The organism is Micromonospora lupini (genome assembly GCF_026342015.1).
GTDB classification, from domain to species: Bacteria; Actinomycetota; Actinomycetes; order Mycobacteriales; family Micromonosporaceae; genus Micromonospora; species Micromonospora lupini_B.
Map to the genome: position 1 here is coordinate 1,833,357 of NZ_JAPENL010000001.1, position 16,013 is coordinate 1,849,369.

The following is a 16,013-nucleotide window of genomic DNA, read 5'->3' on the forward strand; positions in this document are numbered from 1 at the left end:
TCCGTGTGAACTCGCACTGGCGGGCCGTCCGTTCTTCCATGAGTCGGTTCCTCGTCTGGTCCCCGGCACTCAGTGTGAGTGACGGGGCACCGCGCTGCCGCTGCCACCGACGAGGAAGTCGAGGTCCGCGCCGCTGTCGGCCTGGAGAACATGCTCGCTGTACAGCCGCACCCAACCACGGTCGGCCACCGGCTTCGGCGGCGCCCAGCCAGACCGGCGTTCGGCGAGTTCCACGTCGTCGACCAGGAGGTCCAGGCGGCGTGCGGTGACGTCGACGCTGATCAGGTCGCCGGTGCGCACCAGCGCGAGGGGGCCGCCCACGGACGCCTCGGGCGCCACGTGCAGGACGCACGTCCCATAGCCGGTGCCGCTCATGCGGGCGTCCGAGATCCGCACCATGTCCGTGATGCCGTCGGCGAGCAACCGGCGGGGCATCGGCACGTTGCCCACCTCCGGAAAGCCGGGGTAGCCGCGCGGTCCGGCGTTGCGGACGACGATCACCGTGTCGGCTGTGACGTCGAGGTCCGGGTCGTCGGCGGCGACGACGTACTCCTCGATCCGGTCGAAGACGAGCGCCGGGCCGGTGTGCGTGAGCAGGTGCGCGGAGGCGGCGGAGACCTTCAGCACCGCCCCGGACGGCGCGAGCGACCCGCGCAGCACGACGGTGCCCGAGCCGGCGGGCTGGAACGGCTCCTCCAGGGTGCCGATGACGTCCCGGTTCCAGCACTGGGCGCCGTCGACGTTCTCGGCCACGCTCCTGCCACTGACGGTGACGTGGTCCATGTGCAGCAGCGGGGCGAGTTCCCTCATCACCACCGGAAGGCCGCCCGCGTAGGCGAAGTCCTCCATCAGGTACGCCCCGGACGGCATGAGGTTGACGAGCATCGGCACGTCGGCGGTGAGGGTGTCGAAGTCTTCGAGCGACAGGGGGACGCCGAGGCGTCCGGCGATCGCGAGCAGGTGCACGACCGCGTTGGTGGAGCCGCCGATCGCGGCGTTGACCCGAATGGCGTTCTCGAACGCCTCCCGGGTGAGCACCGAGGACAACCGCTGGTCCTGCTCGACCATCGTGACGATCCGACGTCCGGCGGCCTGCGCGAGCGCGTACCGCCGGGAGTCGACCGCCGGCACGGCGGCCGCGCCCGGCAGTTGCACGCCAAGCGCCTCGGTCACGCAGGCCATGGTGGACGCCGTACCCATCGTCATGCAGTGGCCTCGACTGCGGGACATGCCGACCTCCGCCTCGGCGCAGTCGGCAGCGGTCATCCGGCCCGCCCGCATCTCCTCGGTGAAGCGCCAGACGACAGTGCCGGAGCCGATGTCCTGGCCGCGGAACTTGCCGTTGAGCATCGGGCCGCCGGTCAACATCAGCGTCGGCAGGTCGACGCTCGCGGCCCCCATCAGCAGGCCGGGGGTGGTCTTGTCACAGCCGGAGAGCAGGACCACCCCGTCGAGCGGGTTGGCGCGGACCGACTCCTCCAACTCCATCGCCAACAGGTTGCGGTAGAGCATGGTGGTGGGTCGCATGAGCGGCTCGCCCAGGCTCATCGCCGGGAACTCCAGCGGCAGGCCGCCGCTCTCCCACACGCCCCGTTTCACCGATTCGGCCAGGTCGCGCAGGTGGGCGTTGCAGGGCGTCAGCTCCGACCAGGTGGTGGCGATGCCGATCACCGGGCGACCGTCGAAGACGTCGTCCGCGAAACCCTGGTTACGCATCCAGGACCGATGGATGAAGCCGTTGCGGCCCTCCGCACCGAACCACTGCCCGCTGCGCAGCGACCGATCCGTCGTCGACATCAGCACACCTCTCTGTTCGTCCGTACGCGTGGCTGGCGGAAGGGCGGTCCTACCGGAGGCCCCCGACGGACAGTCCGCCGCGCCAGTGTCGTTGCAGGCTGAAGAACGCGATGACAAGTGGGATCACGGACACGAGCGAGCCCAGGATGATGAGGCTCCACAGCGAGGTGCCTCCCGAGTTGTTCGCGGAGGCGATCCCCTGCCAGAGGCCGAGGCCGACAGTCACCGGGAAGAGCCGGTTGTCGGAGAGCATGGCCAGGGGCAGGAAGTAGTTGTTCCAGGACGCCACGGCCGACAGGAGCAGCACGGTGACCACCGCGGGGCGCATCAGCGGAAGGGCGATCTGGAGGAACGTCCGCACCTCTCCCGCGCCGTCGACCCGCGCCGCGTCGAGGAGCTCGTCGGGCACCGCGTCGCGGGCGTACACGTGCATCAGGTAGACGCCGAACGGGTTGAGCAGCGACGGGAGGATCACCGCCCAGACCGTGTTCGTCAGGCCGAGCCGGGAGAACATGATGAAGGTCGGGATGACCAGTGCGGTGGCGGGCACCATGAGCGCGCCGAGCACCACGGCGAAGCTGAAGCGGCGCGCGGCGAACCGGTACTTGGCGAACCCGTAGCCGGCCATGACCGCCAGGACGGTGGCGCCGATCCCGCCGGCGACGGCGTACAGCGTGGAGTTGAGGATCCACCGAAGGTAGATGCCACCGTCGTAGGTGAAGAGCTGTCTGAGGTTGCCGACGTAGTCGATCTGGTCGGTGAACCACAGCGTGTTGCCGCCGCCGAACAGGCCCGGCGCGTCCTTCGAGGAGTTGACGATGACCCACCAGAACGGCACGAGGAAGTAGATCACCAGGAAGCCGAGGAGGATCTGCAGAGGGAGGTAGCGCTGGGGGCGGCGGGCACCTGCGCGGACGCGTGTGCGGTCGGCCATCACAGGAAGCTCCTCCGCTTGCGGGTGAAGAACAGGAAGGCGTACACGCAGATGAACACGATGCCGCCGAGGGCGAACGAGATCGCGGACCCGTAGTTGAAGTTGGCGAGCGAGAACGCCTGCTGGTACGCGTACATGTTGGGCGTGAAGTCGGTCCCGATCGTGCCCGCGGCGAGGTAGCGCAGGATCTGGGGCTCGTTGAAGAACTGCAGGGTGCCGATGAGCGAGAAGACCAGGATCAGGATCAGCGCGGGGGCGATCAGCGGGATCTTGATGCGCGTCGCGATCTGCCATCGTCCGGCGCCGTCCATCCGGGCGGCCTCGTAGAGCGTCGGGTCGACACCCTGCAACGCCGCGTACAGGATGATCATGTAGTAGCCGGCCCACTGCCAGGTGACGACGTTGAGCAGGCCGTAGAAGATCAGGTCACTGCCCAGGAAGTCGGGTGCGGTGGCGCCGAACAGCCCGAAGATGTCGGTGAGCGGGCCGAAGCCCTTGCTGTAGAGGAACCCCCACATCACGGCCCCGATGACTGTCGGGATCGCGTACGGAAGAAAGATCATGAGGCGGGAGAAGCGCGCAAACAGGGTGGTCACCGCGTCCAGGATGAGGGCCAGGACGAGCGCGATGCCGATCTGCAGCGGGATGGAGACGAGCGAGAAGCGGAGAACGAACCACGCCCCGGACAGGAAGCTCGGGTCGGTGAACGCCTTCACGTAGTTGTCGAAGAGGACGAAGCTGGTGCCGCCGATCAGCTTCTTCTGGAAGAGACTGAGGTACAACGCGTACGTCAGCGGCGCGATGAGGAACGCCACGAAGACGACCGCGAACGGCCCGACGAAGAGCCACCCCATCAGGTGCTCGCGGAGGTGCACCTTGCCACGGATCTTGCGCGTCTCATGCTGACGACGCCGTGCGCGCTTCTCGGTCAGGAGTGTCATCTGTGGTCTCCGGGACGTGGACGCTGGGGGTCGTGGGTGGGCCGGCCGCAGTTGCCGGCGCGGCCCACCCATCCGGTCACTGGACGGTGAAGCCCTGTTCCTTGGCGTACTTCGCCACGTCCTCCTGGATCTTGTCGGCGGCCTGCGAACCGGTGACCGAACCCTTGATGATCTCGCTCACCTGCTTCGTCACGGCGTCGAGGTAGTACTGGCCGAAGGGCGCGTAGGCGACACCCTTGTAGGCCTCGGCGGCGGGAAGGTAGACCTCCTTGTTCGCCTGCTGCCCGCCGAAGAACGCCACCTTCAGGTCGACGAACGCCGGATCCTTGAGCGCCGCGAGGTTCAGCGGGAAGATGATCTGGTTGGTCCAGCCGTCGGTGAGCGACTCCTTGTCGGCGTAGAGCCCGTAGGCGACCTTCGCCGCCAGCTCCGGCTTCTTCGCCTGCTTGGTCACCGAGAAGGCCGACCCACCCCAGTTGACCTGCACCGGGTTCGCCGGATCCCACTGCGGCAGCGGCGCCACCGCGAACGTGCCGGTGTCCTGACCCTTACCGACACCCGCGCCGGTGAGGTAGCCGGGCGCCCAGGCCGCCGAGATGTACGTCGCGTAGTTGCCGTTGATCACGCCGGAGATGTACTCCGGGGTGAACTGGTCCTGCGTGCCGACCAGGCCCTTCTTGGCGAGGCCGCCCCAGTAGTCAAGCACGTCCTTGGATGCCTGGTCGTTGAGCTTCACGCCTATCGACTTCGGCTGCGTCGGATCGAAGGTGAAGGGCGCGGCGCCCCTCTGGATCTGCAGCGCCATCAGGACCGCCGGTACGTTCGCGCCGAGGTCGCCGAAGAGCGGGCCACCGGCGTCCTTCACCTTCTGCGCGGCCTGCTCGTACTCGGCCCAGGTCTTCGGCGGGGTGATCTTGTACTTGTCGAAGATGTCCTTGCGGTAGATCATGCCCATCGGGCCACCGTCGACAGGCACGCCGTAGACCGCGTCGCCGACCGACACGTCCTTCCAGGCGCCCTCGCCGTAGTTGGCCTTCACCGCGTCGTAGCCGTACTGCTTGATGTCGACGAGCGCGCCCTGGATCTGGAAGGTCGGGATCCGGTCCGCCTCGACCATGATCACGTCGGGCGCTCCGGTGCCCGCCGAGATGGCCGTCTGGAACTTGTCGTACTCGTCGCCGCCCTGCCCGACGTTGGTCCAGCAGACCTGCACGTCGTCGTGCTGCTTGTTGAAGTTGTCCACGACGAGCTGGGTGTTGGGGTACCAGCCCCACATCGTCACGACCGGCACGTTCTGCTTGGTGATGGTGTTCGTGCAGTTGCTCGCGTCGCTGCCGCCCTCGTCGGAGGAGCAGGCGACCAGGCCGCTCCCGGCCGCGAGCATGGCCACCGTGGCGAGTAAGCGTCTTCTCTTCATTGAGATGGTTCCCTTCGAAGGTGGCGGTGCGGGCATCCCTGCGCCGGCGGCCGCCACCGGGGCAGGAGAACCTGCTCCCGGTGGCGTCGCCGGAAGGGGCTCCTAGCGCTTGAACAGACGCGGAGCCAGGTCGATGAGGTTCTTCTGCCACACGTCCCAGCCGTGCGGTCCGGGGGTGACCCCGTCGAACTCGTAGCGGATACCGAGGGTGTCAAGCGTGGTCAGTGACGCCATGAAGCTCGGGTGGACGAAGTCGGTCTGGTCGCCCACGTACAGGCGCAGCATCTTCGTCCCGCTGTTGATCGCCTCGACGTCGACGCCGGCGCCGTTGCCGAACCCGGCCGAGAGGGCCGCGACGTACGCGAACTCCCCCGGGTATGCCTTCAGCACCCCGAGCGCCTGCCCGCCGCCCATCGACAGGCCGGCGAGCGCCTGCTGCGACGGATCGCTGGAGATGTGGTAGCGGGCACGGGCCGTCGGCACGATGTTCTCCAACAGTTCCCGGTTGAAGTTCGACGAGTTGCCGTTGCCCATCACGACGACCATCGGCGTGAGGTCGCCGTCGAGGAACTGGTGGTCGAGGATCTGCTTGGCGCGGCCCATCTCGACCCAGTCGGTGTAGCTCTGGCCGCTGCCGTGCTGGAGATAGAGGACCGGGTACGGCTGTGCTCGACCCCTGTCGTACCCGGGTGGGGTCCACACCAGCGCGGTGCGGTCCTGACCGGCCACCGAGCTGGGGTAGGTCATGCTCTCGACGGTTCCGCCCCGACCGGCGGGCACGTCCGACAGCAGTCGGGCGCCCGGCCCCGGGAGGAAGAAGGTGCTCCACATCGGTTCGGAGGTCACAGAGGTCGGGTTGGAGGTGTCCTTGACCGCGACCCGGTCCACGATCAGCCGGTAGTAGTAGAACCAGGGCTTCAGCGGGCCGACCGTCGCCCGCCACCGGTCGCCGTCGCGCGTCATCGGCACGCGCAGCCAACTGCCGCCCGGCGCGATGTTGGCCCACACCGTGACGTGCTGGGCGTCGGTGAACTCGGTGGTGGTCTCGAAGGTGACGAACCCGCCCTCGCTGACGAACGGCGTCGGCGTGGTGCCGGCCGGCGGCGGGGTGAACTCCCGCCGCAGCTTCTGGTGACCGGGGCTGGGCCGGTGGTCGGACACGTGCCGGAACAGCCGCGGCAGGAAGTCGACCAGGTTCTCCTGCCAGGTGGTCCAGTTCGCGCCGCCGTCCGGCTTGACCCCGTCGAACTCGAACCGGACATCGGCGCGATCCAGCGCCTTCATCAGCCGGTAGGTGGGGTTGTACGCGGGATCGGTGACGTTGCCCGTGTAGAGGCGCAGCAGCTTGACGCCGCGGTTGGTCGCCGTGGCGTGCTTCCGGTCGATCGTCGGAGCCGACGTGCCCGAGAACGACCCGACGTAGCCGAACTGACCCGGCTTGGCGAGAGCGGCCCGCAGCGCCTGCGTGCCACCGTCGGCCACGCCCGCGATTGCCTGGTGTGCCTGATCGCGAAGGACCCGGTAGGTGTCGGCGACAGCCTTCCGGAGGTCCGTCAACTCCTTGTCGTCCGAGGCGTCGGCGTCACTGATCACCACCACCATCGGGCTGATGGCGCGCGCGGCCGAGAGGTTGTCGAGGATCTGCTTCGACCTGCCGAGGTCGAACCAGTCGGTGGCGGCAGCGCCGGCGCCCGACCGCAGGAGGAGCACCGGGTAACCCTTCGGCCCCTTGGCCGCGTACCCCGGTGGCGTCCAGACCAGGGCGGAGCGCTGCGCGTTCCTGGTGCGGTAGGTAAGCGTGTCGATCTTCCCGCCGGTGCCGGCCGGCGCGTCGGCCAGCCACCGCGCCGAGTCACCCGCGACCAGGAAGGTGCTCAGCAGCGGGTTGGACGCCACGCTCGTGCTGTTCGTCGGGTCCTTGATGGACTTCGTGTCGTCGGCGGTGACCTGGTACTGGTACAGACCCGGCGCGAGCGCGCCGAGCACACCCGACCACACGTCACCGCGACGTGTCAGACCGAATTCCGCCCAGCTGGCGGACGGCCCGAAGTTGCCCTCGACGACGACCTGCGAGACGGCGCCCAGCTTCTCCTGGACGTAGGCCGCCGGGACGGCGAACGAGGCGTAGCGGTCCTGGGAGACGTCCAGCCACGGCGTGTCCGCCGTCGCGGGTTGCGGGGCGAGCAGGGCCGCCGCGACGGCGACGACTCCGGCGGTGAACGCCGCCGAGACCCGCCGGCGTACGCCCGGACGGCGTAGGCGCCCGTGATAATGTGCGGTTGTCACGCTCCACTCCTCTCATGTGCCGGCAGCGGATGCGACCCGCTGGCCGGCTCAACTCATCGGTGGATCTCGCCGTGCGTGGTGCGTGCACCTCCTTCCCGCTCCTGCCACGGATGCGCCCGACCTGATCACTCCGTCGGGAGCGACCCGGTCCTGGTGCCCGTCGACTGACGTCACGGTCGTGCCGCGCTGTTCGGCGGCGCGGTCGAGCTGCGGACCACGAGGCTTGTCGGAAGCACTATCTGGTGGGGCTCGTCCCACTCGCCGGTCACCAGTGACTTGAGCATCCGCGCGGCCTCGTACCCGAGCTGGTACATCGACTGGTCCACGGTTGTCAGACCCGGCTCGGTCAGCGCCGACTCCGGGATGTTGTCGAACCCGACGACTGACAGGTCCCCGGGGACGGCGAGGCCCAACTCCCTGGCGACCTCCAGGACCTTGAGGGCCATCCCGTCGCTCGCCGCGAAGATCGCCGACGGCCGGTCCGCTCGTTGCAGCAGGGCACGCGCCAACGGAACTGCCGACTCGGGGTTGAAGTCCCCCCTGCCGACAAACGTCGGGTCGACCGGGACGCCGGCCTCGGTCAGCGCGGCCCGGTAGCCCTCCTCACGCGACCACGCCGAGGCCAGACTGTCGCGGCCCGCGATGAACCCGATGCGCCGATGGCCCAGGCCGAGCAGGTGCTCGACCGCGGTGGTGGCGCCCACGAGGTTGTCGGCCGTGACCGAGGGCGCCGTCGAACCTCGCACCGGGTCGATGGCCACGACGGGTGTCCGGCTGCGTACCTCACCCCAGGGCGTGACGACGATGCACCCGTCGGTGAGGGTGCCCGACAGCCGGGTCAGATGCCGCTGCTCCCAGCCCTCCGAGTACGACCCGTAGAGGTCGCTGTTGGCGTAGATGATGAGGTCGAAGCCCGAGCGGCTCAGGGCCTTCATGACCCCCTTGAGCACCTCGGCCGTGTACGACTGGAAGCTGTGCGCCACGAGGCCCAGCACGTTTGTGCGGCTGCGCCGGAGGCTCGATGCCACCAGGCTCGACTCGTAGCCGAGCTGCTCGATCGCTGTCCGCACCTGGGCGATCGTGCGGGCGCTGACGCCGTAATGCCCGTTGACGACCCGCGAGACGGTGGCTGTGGAAACGCCGGCGACCCGGGCGACATCACTCATTGTCACCGGCGCATTGGCTTCGATCATGCCGCTCTCTCTGGACTGCAATCGTTATCGGTTACGTTTCCAGGATGTTGCCAACGTAACGGACGACGATTACGAACACAAGACTCCTTCACCGGCACGAGAACCCGGATCGGAAGGTCCTAACGGGATGCTCACAGGGTGGACTTCCCACCTCGATAACCGATGCGCGGAACGCGGACGGCCGCCACTCCGGCGGCCTGAGTGGATCGCCATTCCGCGACGGCTCCACCCGATGACAACGGGACGGCACTCTCCGTCAGGAACCATTCCCGGACGCCCGTGTACGAGTACGGCGCCGGCACGAGCCCGGGGCCCACGACACCCGCGTGGCGTGCGGCCGCCCGACGCGAACATTGGTGACGGCCACCGTGTTCCCTGCCGCAAACGTGATCGGTAACGTTTACATAGATCGAGAACGTAACCGACGATCATGGCGATGTCCAGAGCTCGCACCGACCCACCACCCCCCTCGGTCCCGGCACCGCGACGGAGATCTCGACGTCGGGGCCCCGCACGAAGGAGCCCGCCCTGAACACCCACCACCACCGCGCCGCGCTGCCGGTCCGGCCCCGTCGAAACCAGCAGGGAGGACTGTCGTGAACACCGCGCGCCTGCTCCTCGATCCACGCCGACGCGTCGCGCCGGTGCCGCGCCGGCTCTTCGGCTCGTTCGTCGAGCACCTGGGCCGCAGTGTCTACGGCGGAATCCACGAGCCGGGCCACCCGACCGCCGACGCGGACGGCTTCCGAGGCGACGTCCTCGCGCTCGTCCGTGAACTGGGCGTGACCACGGTTCGCTACCCGGGTGGCAACTTCGTCTCCTCCTACCGCTGGGAGGACGGCGTCGGCCCGGTCGACGAACGACCCGCCCGGCTCGACCTCGCCTGGCACAGTCTGGAGACAAACGCCTTCGGGCTCGACGAGTTCATGCGCTGGGTCGGCAAGGCCGGCGTCGACCCGATCATGGCGGTCAACCTCGGCACCCGCGGCACCGCGGAGGCCGTCGACCTGCTGGAGTACGCCAACCACCGCGCGGGGAGTCACCTCGCCGACAAGCGCCGCGAGAACGGCGCCGCCGACCCGTACGGGATCAGGCTGTGGTGCCTGGGCAACGAGATGGACGGCCCGTGGCAGGTGGGCCAGCGCAGCGCGACCGAGTACGGGCGGCTCGCCGCGCAGACCGCGAAGGCCATGCGCCGATTCGACCCGGACCTCGAACTCGTCGCCTGCGGCTCGTCCCACCTCGGCATGCCCACCTTCGGCAGCTGGGAGCGCGACGTGCTGACCGAGGCGTACGAAGACGTCGACCTGATCTCGCTGCACGCCTACTACCAGCCCGTCGACGACGACCTGCCCAGCTTCCTCGCCTCGGCCGAGGACATGGACGCCTACATCGACGCCGTCACCGCCATCGCCGACTCGGTAGGCGCGATCCGCCGGTCAACCAAGAAGATCATGATCGCGTTCGACGAGTGGAACGTCTGGTACCAGTCCGCAGCTCCGTCCACCCCGCCGAGCGGCGAGGACTGGCCGGTCGCGCCGCCCCTGCTTGAGGACCACTACAGCGTGGCCGACGCCGTCGTCGTCGGTGGCCTGCTCATCAGCCTGCTGCGGCACAGCGACCGGGTGACCGCGGCGTGCCAGGCCCAACTGGTGAACGTCATCGCCCCGATCATGACCGAACCGGGCGGCCCCGCCTGGCGGCAGACCATCTTCCATCCCTTCGCCCGCACGGCCCGGCACGCCCGGGGCGCGGTTCTCGACGTGCTCCGCGACAGCACCACGACGACCACCGACCGCTACGGCACGGTCGACGCGGTCGACGCGGTCTCCACCTGGGACGACGACACCCGGGAGATGACCGTGTTCCTCGTCAACCGGGTCGTCGACACTCCGGCCGAGGTGACAGTCGACGTCGTCGGCGCCCAGGTGGGCGGGATCATCGAGTGCGTCACGGTCGGCGGCGCGGACCTCGATGCCAAGAACACCGCCGACGGGCCGGACCACGCCGAGCCGCGTCCCAACGACACGGCTCGGGGCCGCGACGCCAGCGTCCAGCTGACTCTTCCGCCCGCGTCCTGGACCATGCTGCGGCTCCACGCGACCGACGTGACCCCGTAAGCCGCCCCGGCCGCGCGCCCCCTGGTTTGACCCGGGGGCGCGCGGCCGGGATTTCCTCATCACAGGGAGTACGTCAGCAGAACCAGGAATTGCGATGACGGCCATAACGGGTCGGAAGATCGGATCGGAAAATCACTCCGACAACCATTCCGGCGCGTTTCAGCGACATCTGTCGCGGGTGGCCCGGAAACGCACGCGCGAGAGAGCTGTGGACGCAATTATTCGGCCGCTGGCGTCAACCTCCCGTCGACGCGTCGGGGAATGGCGGCGTACTCGTCGCGCAACTCCTCGGGAAGCACCCAGGCCGGGGCGTCCTGCCACGCCAACGGGCGGAGGAACCGTCGGATCGACGTCGCGCCCACCGACGTGTGCACCGCGTTCGTCGACGGCCAGGGTCCACCGTGGTGCTGGGCCCACGACACCCGTACACCTGTGGGATAGCCGTCGAAGACGATGCGACCCGCGCGGGCGGCGAGCACGTCGACCAACAGGCGTACGACGTCGGCCTCGTCACCCGGGCCGCGATGGACGGAGCCGGTCAGCGACGGCGGGACGGCGTTCAGCGCGGCGTCGAGGTCGCCGACATCGTGATACCTGACCACCACCATGAGCGGGCCGAAGCACTCGTCGGCGATCTCGGCGGTCAGTCCCGGCAGGTCGACCTCCAGGAGCCGCGGTGCGGCGGTGAAGCCCGCGCCGGGGTCGACCTGGGGCCGCGCCGACACCCGGGCGCCGGCCCGTTCGAACTCCGCGGCCCGGCTCTCGTACGCGTCCCGGATGCGCTCGTTGAGCAGGACCGTGCCGCCCGAGGTGGCGACCTTCTCCCGCAGAGTCTCGACAAGCCGGTCACCGCCCCGACCCGTCGGGATGAACGCCAGGCCGGGCTTGGTGCAGAGCTGACCGCCGGAGGCGGTGAACGAGGCGAACAGCCCCTCGGCGATCTGGTCGGACCGGTCGGCGGCGGCGTCGGGCAGGACGACGATCGGGTTCACGCTGCTCAGTTCGGCGTACAGCGGAATGGGGTCGGGTCGTTCGTCGATGGCCGCCTGGATGGCGCGGGCGGCCTTGACCGAACCGGTCAGGGCGGCCGCGCGGATCGCGGGGTGACGCACCAGCGAACGGCCGGCCTGCTCCCCGTACACGGTCGCGATGACACCCTCCGGCCCGCCCAGGTCTCGCACGGCCGACCCGATCGCGGCGGCGGAGGCGTGCGAGGTCAACGGGTGGGACGGGTGGGCCTTCAGGACCGCGGGACAGCCGGCGGCGAGCGCGGCGGCCGTGTCACCGCCGGCGATCGAGAAGGCGAACGGGAAGTTGCTGGCTCCGAAGACGGCGACAGGCCCGAGGGGCACGAGCATCCGCCGCACGTCCGGGCCGGGGCCGAGCGGCGTGTCGGCGGCGTGGTCGATGGCCGCCTCGACGTACGCCCCGTCGCGCAGCACGTCGCCGAACATCCGGAACTGGACCGCGGCCCTGGTGAGTTCCTGGTCGAGCCGCGCGTGGGCCAGCCCGGTCTCCGCCTCGGCGGCGGCGACCAGGTCCACCCGACGGGCCTCAAGCGACGCGGCGACCGCGTCCAGCAGGTCCGCCCGGCCGAGCCTCCCGAGGCCGGCCAACCACCGCGTCGCCCGGGACGCCTGGTCGACGATCACCTCCAGCCGGGACTCGTCGGTCTCGGTGAGATCCGTCGCGCGACGCCGGCCGTCGCGCGGATCGACCGTGCTGACCACGTTCACAGCAGTCCTCTCCTTACCAGATTGCCCATGAGATCGCGGACGCCGAAGTGCCAGGGCTCGCACTCCTCGGCCCGCCGCACCCGGTTGACCAGGGTGCCGAGCGCCGGGCAGCTGATCCGTACCACGTCGTCGACCTTGTGGGTGAAGCCCTCACCGGGGCGGTCCCGGTCCTGGATGGGCGCGAACATGGTGCCGAGCATCAGGGCGGCGCCATCGGGATAGCTGTGGTGCGGGCCGATCAACTGGCGCACCAGGTCCTCCGGGTCGCGCGACATCCGGGTCATCTCGGAGACCGCCTCCAGCAGGAAGCCGTCCACGCCACGGACCTCCAGGCGCACCTCGAGCTCGCGCACCCGATCCATTCCGAACCGGTCGTCGAAGAGCCGGATCAGGGGGCCGAGGGCGCAGGAGGCGTTGTTGTCCTTCGCCAGGGGGAGCAGGAGCGCCGAGCGGCCCTCGATGTCGCGCAGGTTCACGTCGTTGCCGAGGGTGGCGCCGACGATCCGGCCGTTGGACGCGACGACGAGCGTGACCTCGGGCTCCGGGTTGTTCCAGGTCGAGGCGGCGAGCACGCCTACGTCCACGGCGGTGCCGACGGCGGAGAGGATCTGCCCCTTGGTGAAGATCTCGGCGTCCGGGCCGATCCCCACCTCCAGATACTGACTCCACATGCCCTCGGCGACCAGCAGGCTCTTGAGCCGGTCCGCCTCGGCCGAGCCGGGTTCCAGGTTGTGCAGGTCCACACCGATGTCGGCGAACATCCGTTGCCTGATGTCCGCCGCGAGCGCCAGGTCTCCCCGTGCCCGTTCCTCGATGACGCGTTCGATCATCGAGATGGGGAAGGTCACGCCCGCGGCCTTGAGCGCCTGGAGGTCGACCGGGGCGAGCAGCCAGGGCAGGCCACGGTCCCGGGTCGCGGCCCCCGTGTTGGCCAGGATCTCCCCGAAGTCGCCCAGCCGCGCCCCGTCGAGCCCGGCCACGGTCGCGGCGGGGTCGGGCAGCTCACAGATGTCCCGGACGGTCGGGAAGCGGTGGCTGAGGTCGATGACCTCGCCGTTCCGGACGGCCACGGGCGTGGGGCCGTCGACTGTGGGGTCCCAGATCCGGCCGATGAGAACGCCGTCCTCATCGGCCGGCAACGCCTCGGCGGCCGTCCCGACCCAGTCCGCGTCGGCGCCCGCCCCTCGGGGCCGTGGCACCGTCATGAGCCGCTCGCCAGGTCGACGGGGGTCGCGGCGCCGACGGGGGCCGGCCGCAGGTCCGGAATGACGACGAACGTCACGGTGAACACGTACCCGTTGCGGGCGTAAGGGCGCGCTGCCTACCCATCGTCACTCCACTGTTACACGTTGGCGTAAACGAATGAAATTGCAACGATCGTAGCGACATGTGCAACGGTGTCAAGTGATGATTGCGCATTGCGTCGTGTCGATTGCACATGATGCAATGGCAGCGACCGTGCTGCCCGTCGTGCGAGGGGAGACGCAGCCTTGGCGCAATCGATACGCCGCGCGATCGACCTCATCCGTCGATCGGCCGAGCACCCGCTGTCCCTGACGGAGGCCGCCGACGTGCTCGGCGTCCACAAGTCCACGGCCCTGCGGATCCTGCAGACACTGGAATCGGCGCGCTTCGTCCGCCGGACCGGTGCGGGCACCTACGTGCTCGGTAGCGGGCTGATCGAGCTTTCCGAACTCGCGCTTGGCTCGATGGACCTGCGCCAGCCCGCCGCCGCGCACCTCCGTGCGCTGCAACGCGAAACCGGCCACACGGTGCACCTGGCCCAACTGACCGGCGACGAGATCATCTATATCGACAAGGTGGACAGTCCGGCGTTCGACGCCGTCAAGCTGCCCTCGCGGATCGGGCGCGCGGTGTCCATCTACGCGAGCGCGGTGGGCAAGACGATCCTGGCCCACCTGCCTCGCGAGGAACGCGACAGGCTCCTCTCCCACGTCGTCTTCGAGAGGTTCACCGACACCACACTCACCGACCACGATTCCCTCGAAGCCGAACTCGCCCACATCCACGAACGCGGCTGGGCCGTGGACAACGGCGAACACGACGCGTACGTGCTGTGCGTGGCCGCACCGATCCGGGACTCACGAGGTCAGGTCATCGCCGCCGTGTCGATCACGGCGATCGAGGTCATCGCGAGCCTCGGCCAACTGAGGAGCAACCTTCCGCTCCTGCGGGAGACGGCCAGCCAGATCTCGTACGAACTCGGTTACCCGCGGCCCTCCGCGAACCCGGACGGTGACGGCCGGTCCGCGACCTGACCACGCGTGGTCCGGGCATCAACGCTCGTCATCCTGGCCGATCGCCAGGGGGGTGCCCTCGGCCGTGGTCAGACGCCCCTGCCGCACCGCTCGCCTGATCAGGAGGATGTCGACGGCCACGGCGCCGAACAGCGCGGTGATGGTGACCAGCGAGATGCTCAGCGGCTGCAGCAGGAGCAGCACGGGGCTCAGCAGGCCGAGAATCGCGAGGCCGGCGAACCCCGGCCAGGGCAGGCGGTGGAACACCGCCACGTGGTACATGATCCGACCGAACAGGAAGAGCGCGGCGCCACCGACGATGAGCATCACCCACGCACCCTTCGGATCACCGAGCGGCTCGGCGACGAGCACCTCGTTACCGACCGCGGTGAGCAGGGTTCCCGCGATCACCATCGCGTGGCACAGCGCGACGGTGACCGCCAGTCGGGGCCGATTCTGGTCGAGGATGCCGCCGATTCGGAGATCACCGGGGATCAGGTAGCCGCGCCAGAGCAGCACCACGTTGAGGAACGCCAGTCCGAAGGCGAGCGTGCGCACCGCGGTGATTCCCGCGTTGGCGTACGCGAGACCACTGACCAGGATCGCCTCACCCAGGGCGATGATGAACACCTGCTGGTACCGCTCCGACAGATGCTCGCCGACGTTGCGCAGGCTCTCGTCCGGCACCCGGCCGAGCCCGGGAGTCGGCCAGCCGAGCCAGGCGATTCCGTAGTCGATTGTCAGTGCGACGAGCCACAGCACCACCCGCTCGGGCCCCGGCCGGAAGGCGCCGACCAGCCAGGGCACCGCCGAGATCGCGAACCAGATCAGAATCAGCAACGACCGCTGTCGCAGCGGATGCCCGCGCAGCAGCGTGAGCAACACCGCGCCCCGGGCGAAGTGCACGAGGACGTACGCCCCGGCGAACATGAATCCGCGCCCGCCGAACGCCGACGGTATCGCGGACACCATCACCAGGCCGACGAACATGATGCCGAGGATGAGACCCTTGATGATCAGGTGGTTGGGGTTGTACCAGTCGGTGGCCCAGGCGGTCGCGATCCAGATCCAGTAGGCGCCCGCGAACAGGATCAGCGTCTCGAACGTGTTGCCCCAGGTCAGGTCATGGAAAAGGCGCCTGGACAGCAGGGTCAGCCCGAGAATGAAGGACAGGTCGAAGAAGAGTTCGAGGGCGGACGCCTGGCGCGGATCCTCGCGCTTGCGCAGCAGCCCGGCCACCGGTTCACCCACCACTGTCCGTCCACCTCACCCGATCCGTCCGACTGCCACGCCGCGGTGTCCTCGGGAACCGGTCGTCCCGGCACGGCCCG

11 protein-coding genes are annotated in these 16,013 nt (G+C 69.1%); 2 read left to right on the forward strand and 9 right to left on the reverse strand.

Translation table 11 applies throughout. The features are described 5' to 3' along the window. Positions 1-69 precede the first annotated feature (69 nt). The 6 genes from OOJ91_RS08095 to OOJ91_RS08120 all read right to left on the reverse strand — a co-directional run bounded on the left by OOJ91_RS08095 (position 70) and on the right by OOJ91_RS08120 (position 8,568). Positions 70-1,797 carry an IlvD/Edd family dehydratase gene (locus OOJ91_RS08095; protein ID WP_266243999.1) on the reverse strand — a complete coding sequence of 576 codons (1,728 nt, stop codon included), beginning with the start codon at positions 1,795-1,797 and terminating at the stop codon, positions 70-72. 49 nt (positions 1,798-1,846) lie between these two features. After that, positions 1,847-2,731 (reverse strand): carbohydrate ABC transporter permease, encoded by an 885-nt coding sequence (locus OOJ91_RS08100; protein ID WP_266244001.1) that lies wholly within the window; start codon positions 2,729-2,731, stop codon positions 1,847-1,849. Further along, positions 2,731-3,672 (reverse strand): carbohydrate ABC transporter permease, encoded by a 942-nt coding sequence (locus tag OOJ91_RS08105; protein ID WP_266244002.1) that lies wholly within the window; start codon positions 3,670-3,672, stop codon positions 2,731-2,733. The genes OOJ91_RS08100 and OOJ91_RS08105 overlap by 1 nt, the downstream gene beginning before the upstream one ends. A gap of 76 nt (positions 3,673-3,748) precedes the next feature. Beyond that, positions 3,749-5,089: an ABC transporter substrate-binding protein gene (locus OOJ91_RS08110; protein ID WP_266244003.1), complete on the reverse strand. Its 1,341-nt coding sequence runs from the start codon at positions 5,087-5,089 to the stop codon at positions 3,749-3,751. A 102-nt stretch (positions 5,090-5,191) separates the two neighbouring features. Further along, positions 5,192-7,375 carry an alpha/beta hydrolase gene (locus tag OOJ91_RS08115; protein WP_266244004.1) on the reverse strand — a complete coding sequence of 728 codons (2,184 nt, stop codon included), beginning with the start codon at positions 7,373-7,375 and terminating at the stop codon, positions 5,192-5,194. 170 nt (positions 7,376-7,545) lie between these two features. Continuing rightward, complete coding sequence (locus tag OOJ91_RS08120; RefSeq protein ID WP_266244006.1) at positions 7,546-8,568, reverse strand: LacI family DNA-binding transcriptional regulator; 1,023 nt, start codon at positions 8,566-8,568, stop codon at positions 7,546-7,548. A 596-nt stretch (positions 8,569-9,164) separates the two neighbouring features. Here OOJ91_RS08120 and arfA point away from each other — a divergent pair. Then, positions 9,165-10,688, forward strand: coding sequence for an arabinosylfuranosidase ArfA (arfA, locus tag OOJ91_RS08125; RefSeq protein WP_266244007.1), 1,524 nt, complete (start codon positions 9,165-9,167; stop codon positions 10,686-10,688). A 218-nt stretch (positions 10,689-10,906) separates the two neighbouring features. Here the strand turns inward: arfA and OOJ91_RS08130 are convergent, their stop codons facing one another. Together OOJ91_RS08130 and OOJ91_RS08135 are read right to left on the reverse strand one after the other, a co-directional pair. After that, complete coding sequence (locus OOJ91_RS08130; RefSeq protein ID WP_266244008.1) at positions 10,907-12,424, reverse strand: aldehyde dehydrogenase family protein; 1,518 nt, start codon at positions 12,422-12,424, stop codon at positions 10,907-10,909. Further along, positions 12,421-13,629, reverse strand: coding sequence for a fumarylacetoacetate hydrolase family protein (locus OOJ91_RS08135; RefSeq protein ID WP_266244009.1), 1,209 nt, complete (start codon positions 13,627-13,629; stop codon positions 12,421-12,423). Before OOJ91_RS08135 ends, OOJ91_RS08130 begins: the two co-directional genes overlap by 4 nt. A 285-nt stretch (positions 13,630-13,914) precedes the next feature. Here OOJ91_RS08135 and OOJ91_RS08140 point away from each other — a divergent pair, with 285 nt between their 5' ends. Continuing rightward, positions 13,915-14,703: an IclR family transcriptional regulator gene (locus OOJ91_RS08140; protein WP_266244010.1), complete on the forward strand. Its 789-nt coding sequence runs from the start codon at positions 13,915-13,917 to the stop codon at positions 14,701-14,703. A gap of 18 nt (positions 14,704-14,721) precedes the next feature. Here OOJ91_RS08140 and OOJ91_RS08145 read toward each other — a convergent pair whose 3' ends face one another. Further along, on the reverse strand, positions 14,722-15,933 hold the full coding sequence (locus tag OOJ91_RS08145) for a low temperature requirement protein A (protein WP_266244011.1): 1,212 nt from the start codon (positions 15,931-15,933) through the stop codon (positions 14,722-14,724). Between the last annotated feature and the right edge of the window lie 80 nt (positions 15,934-16,013).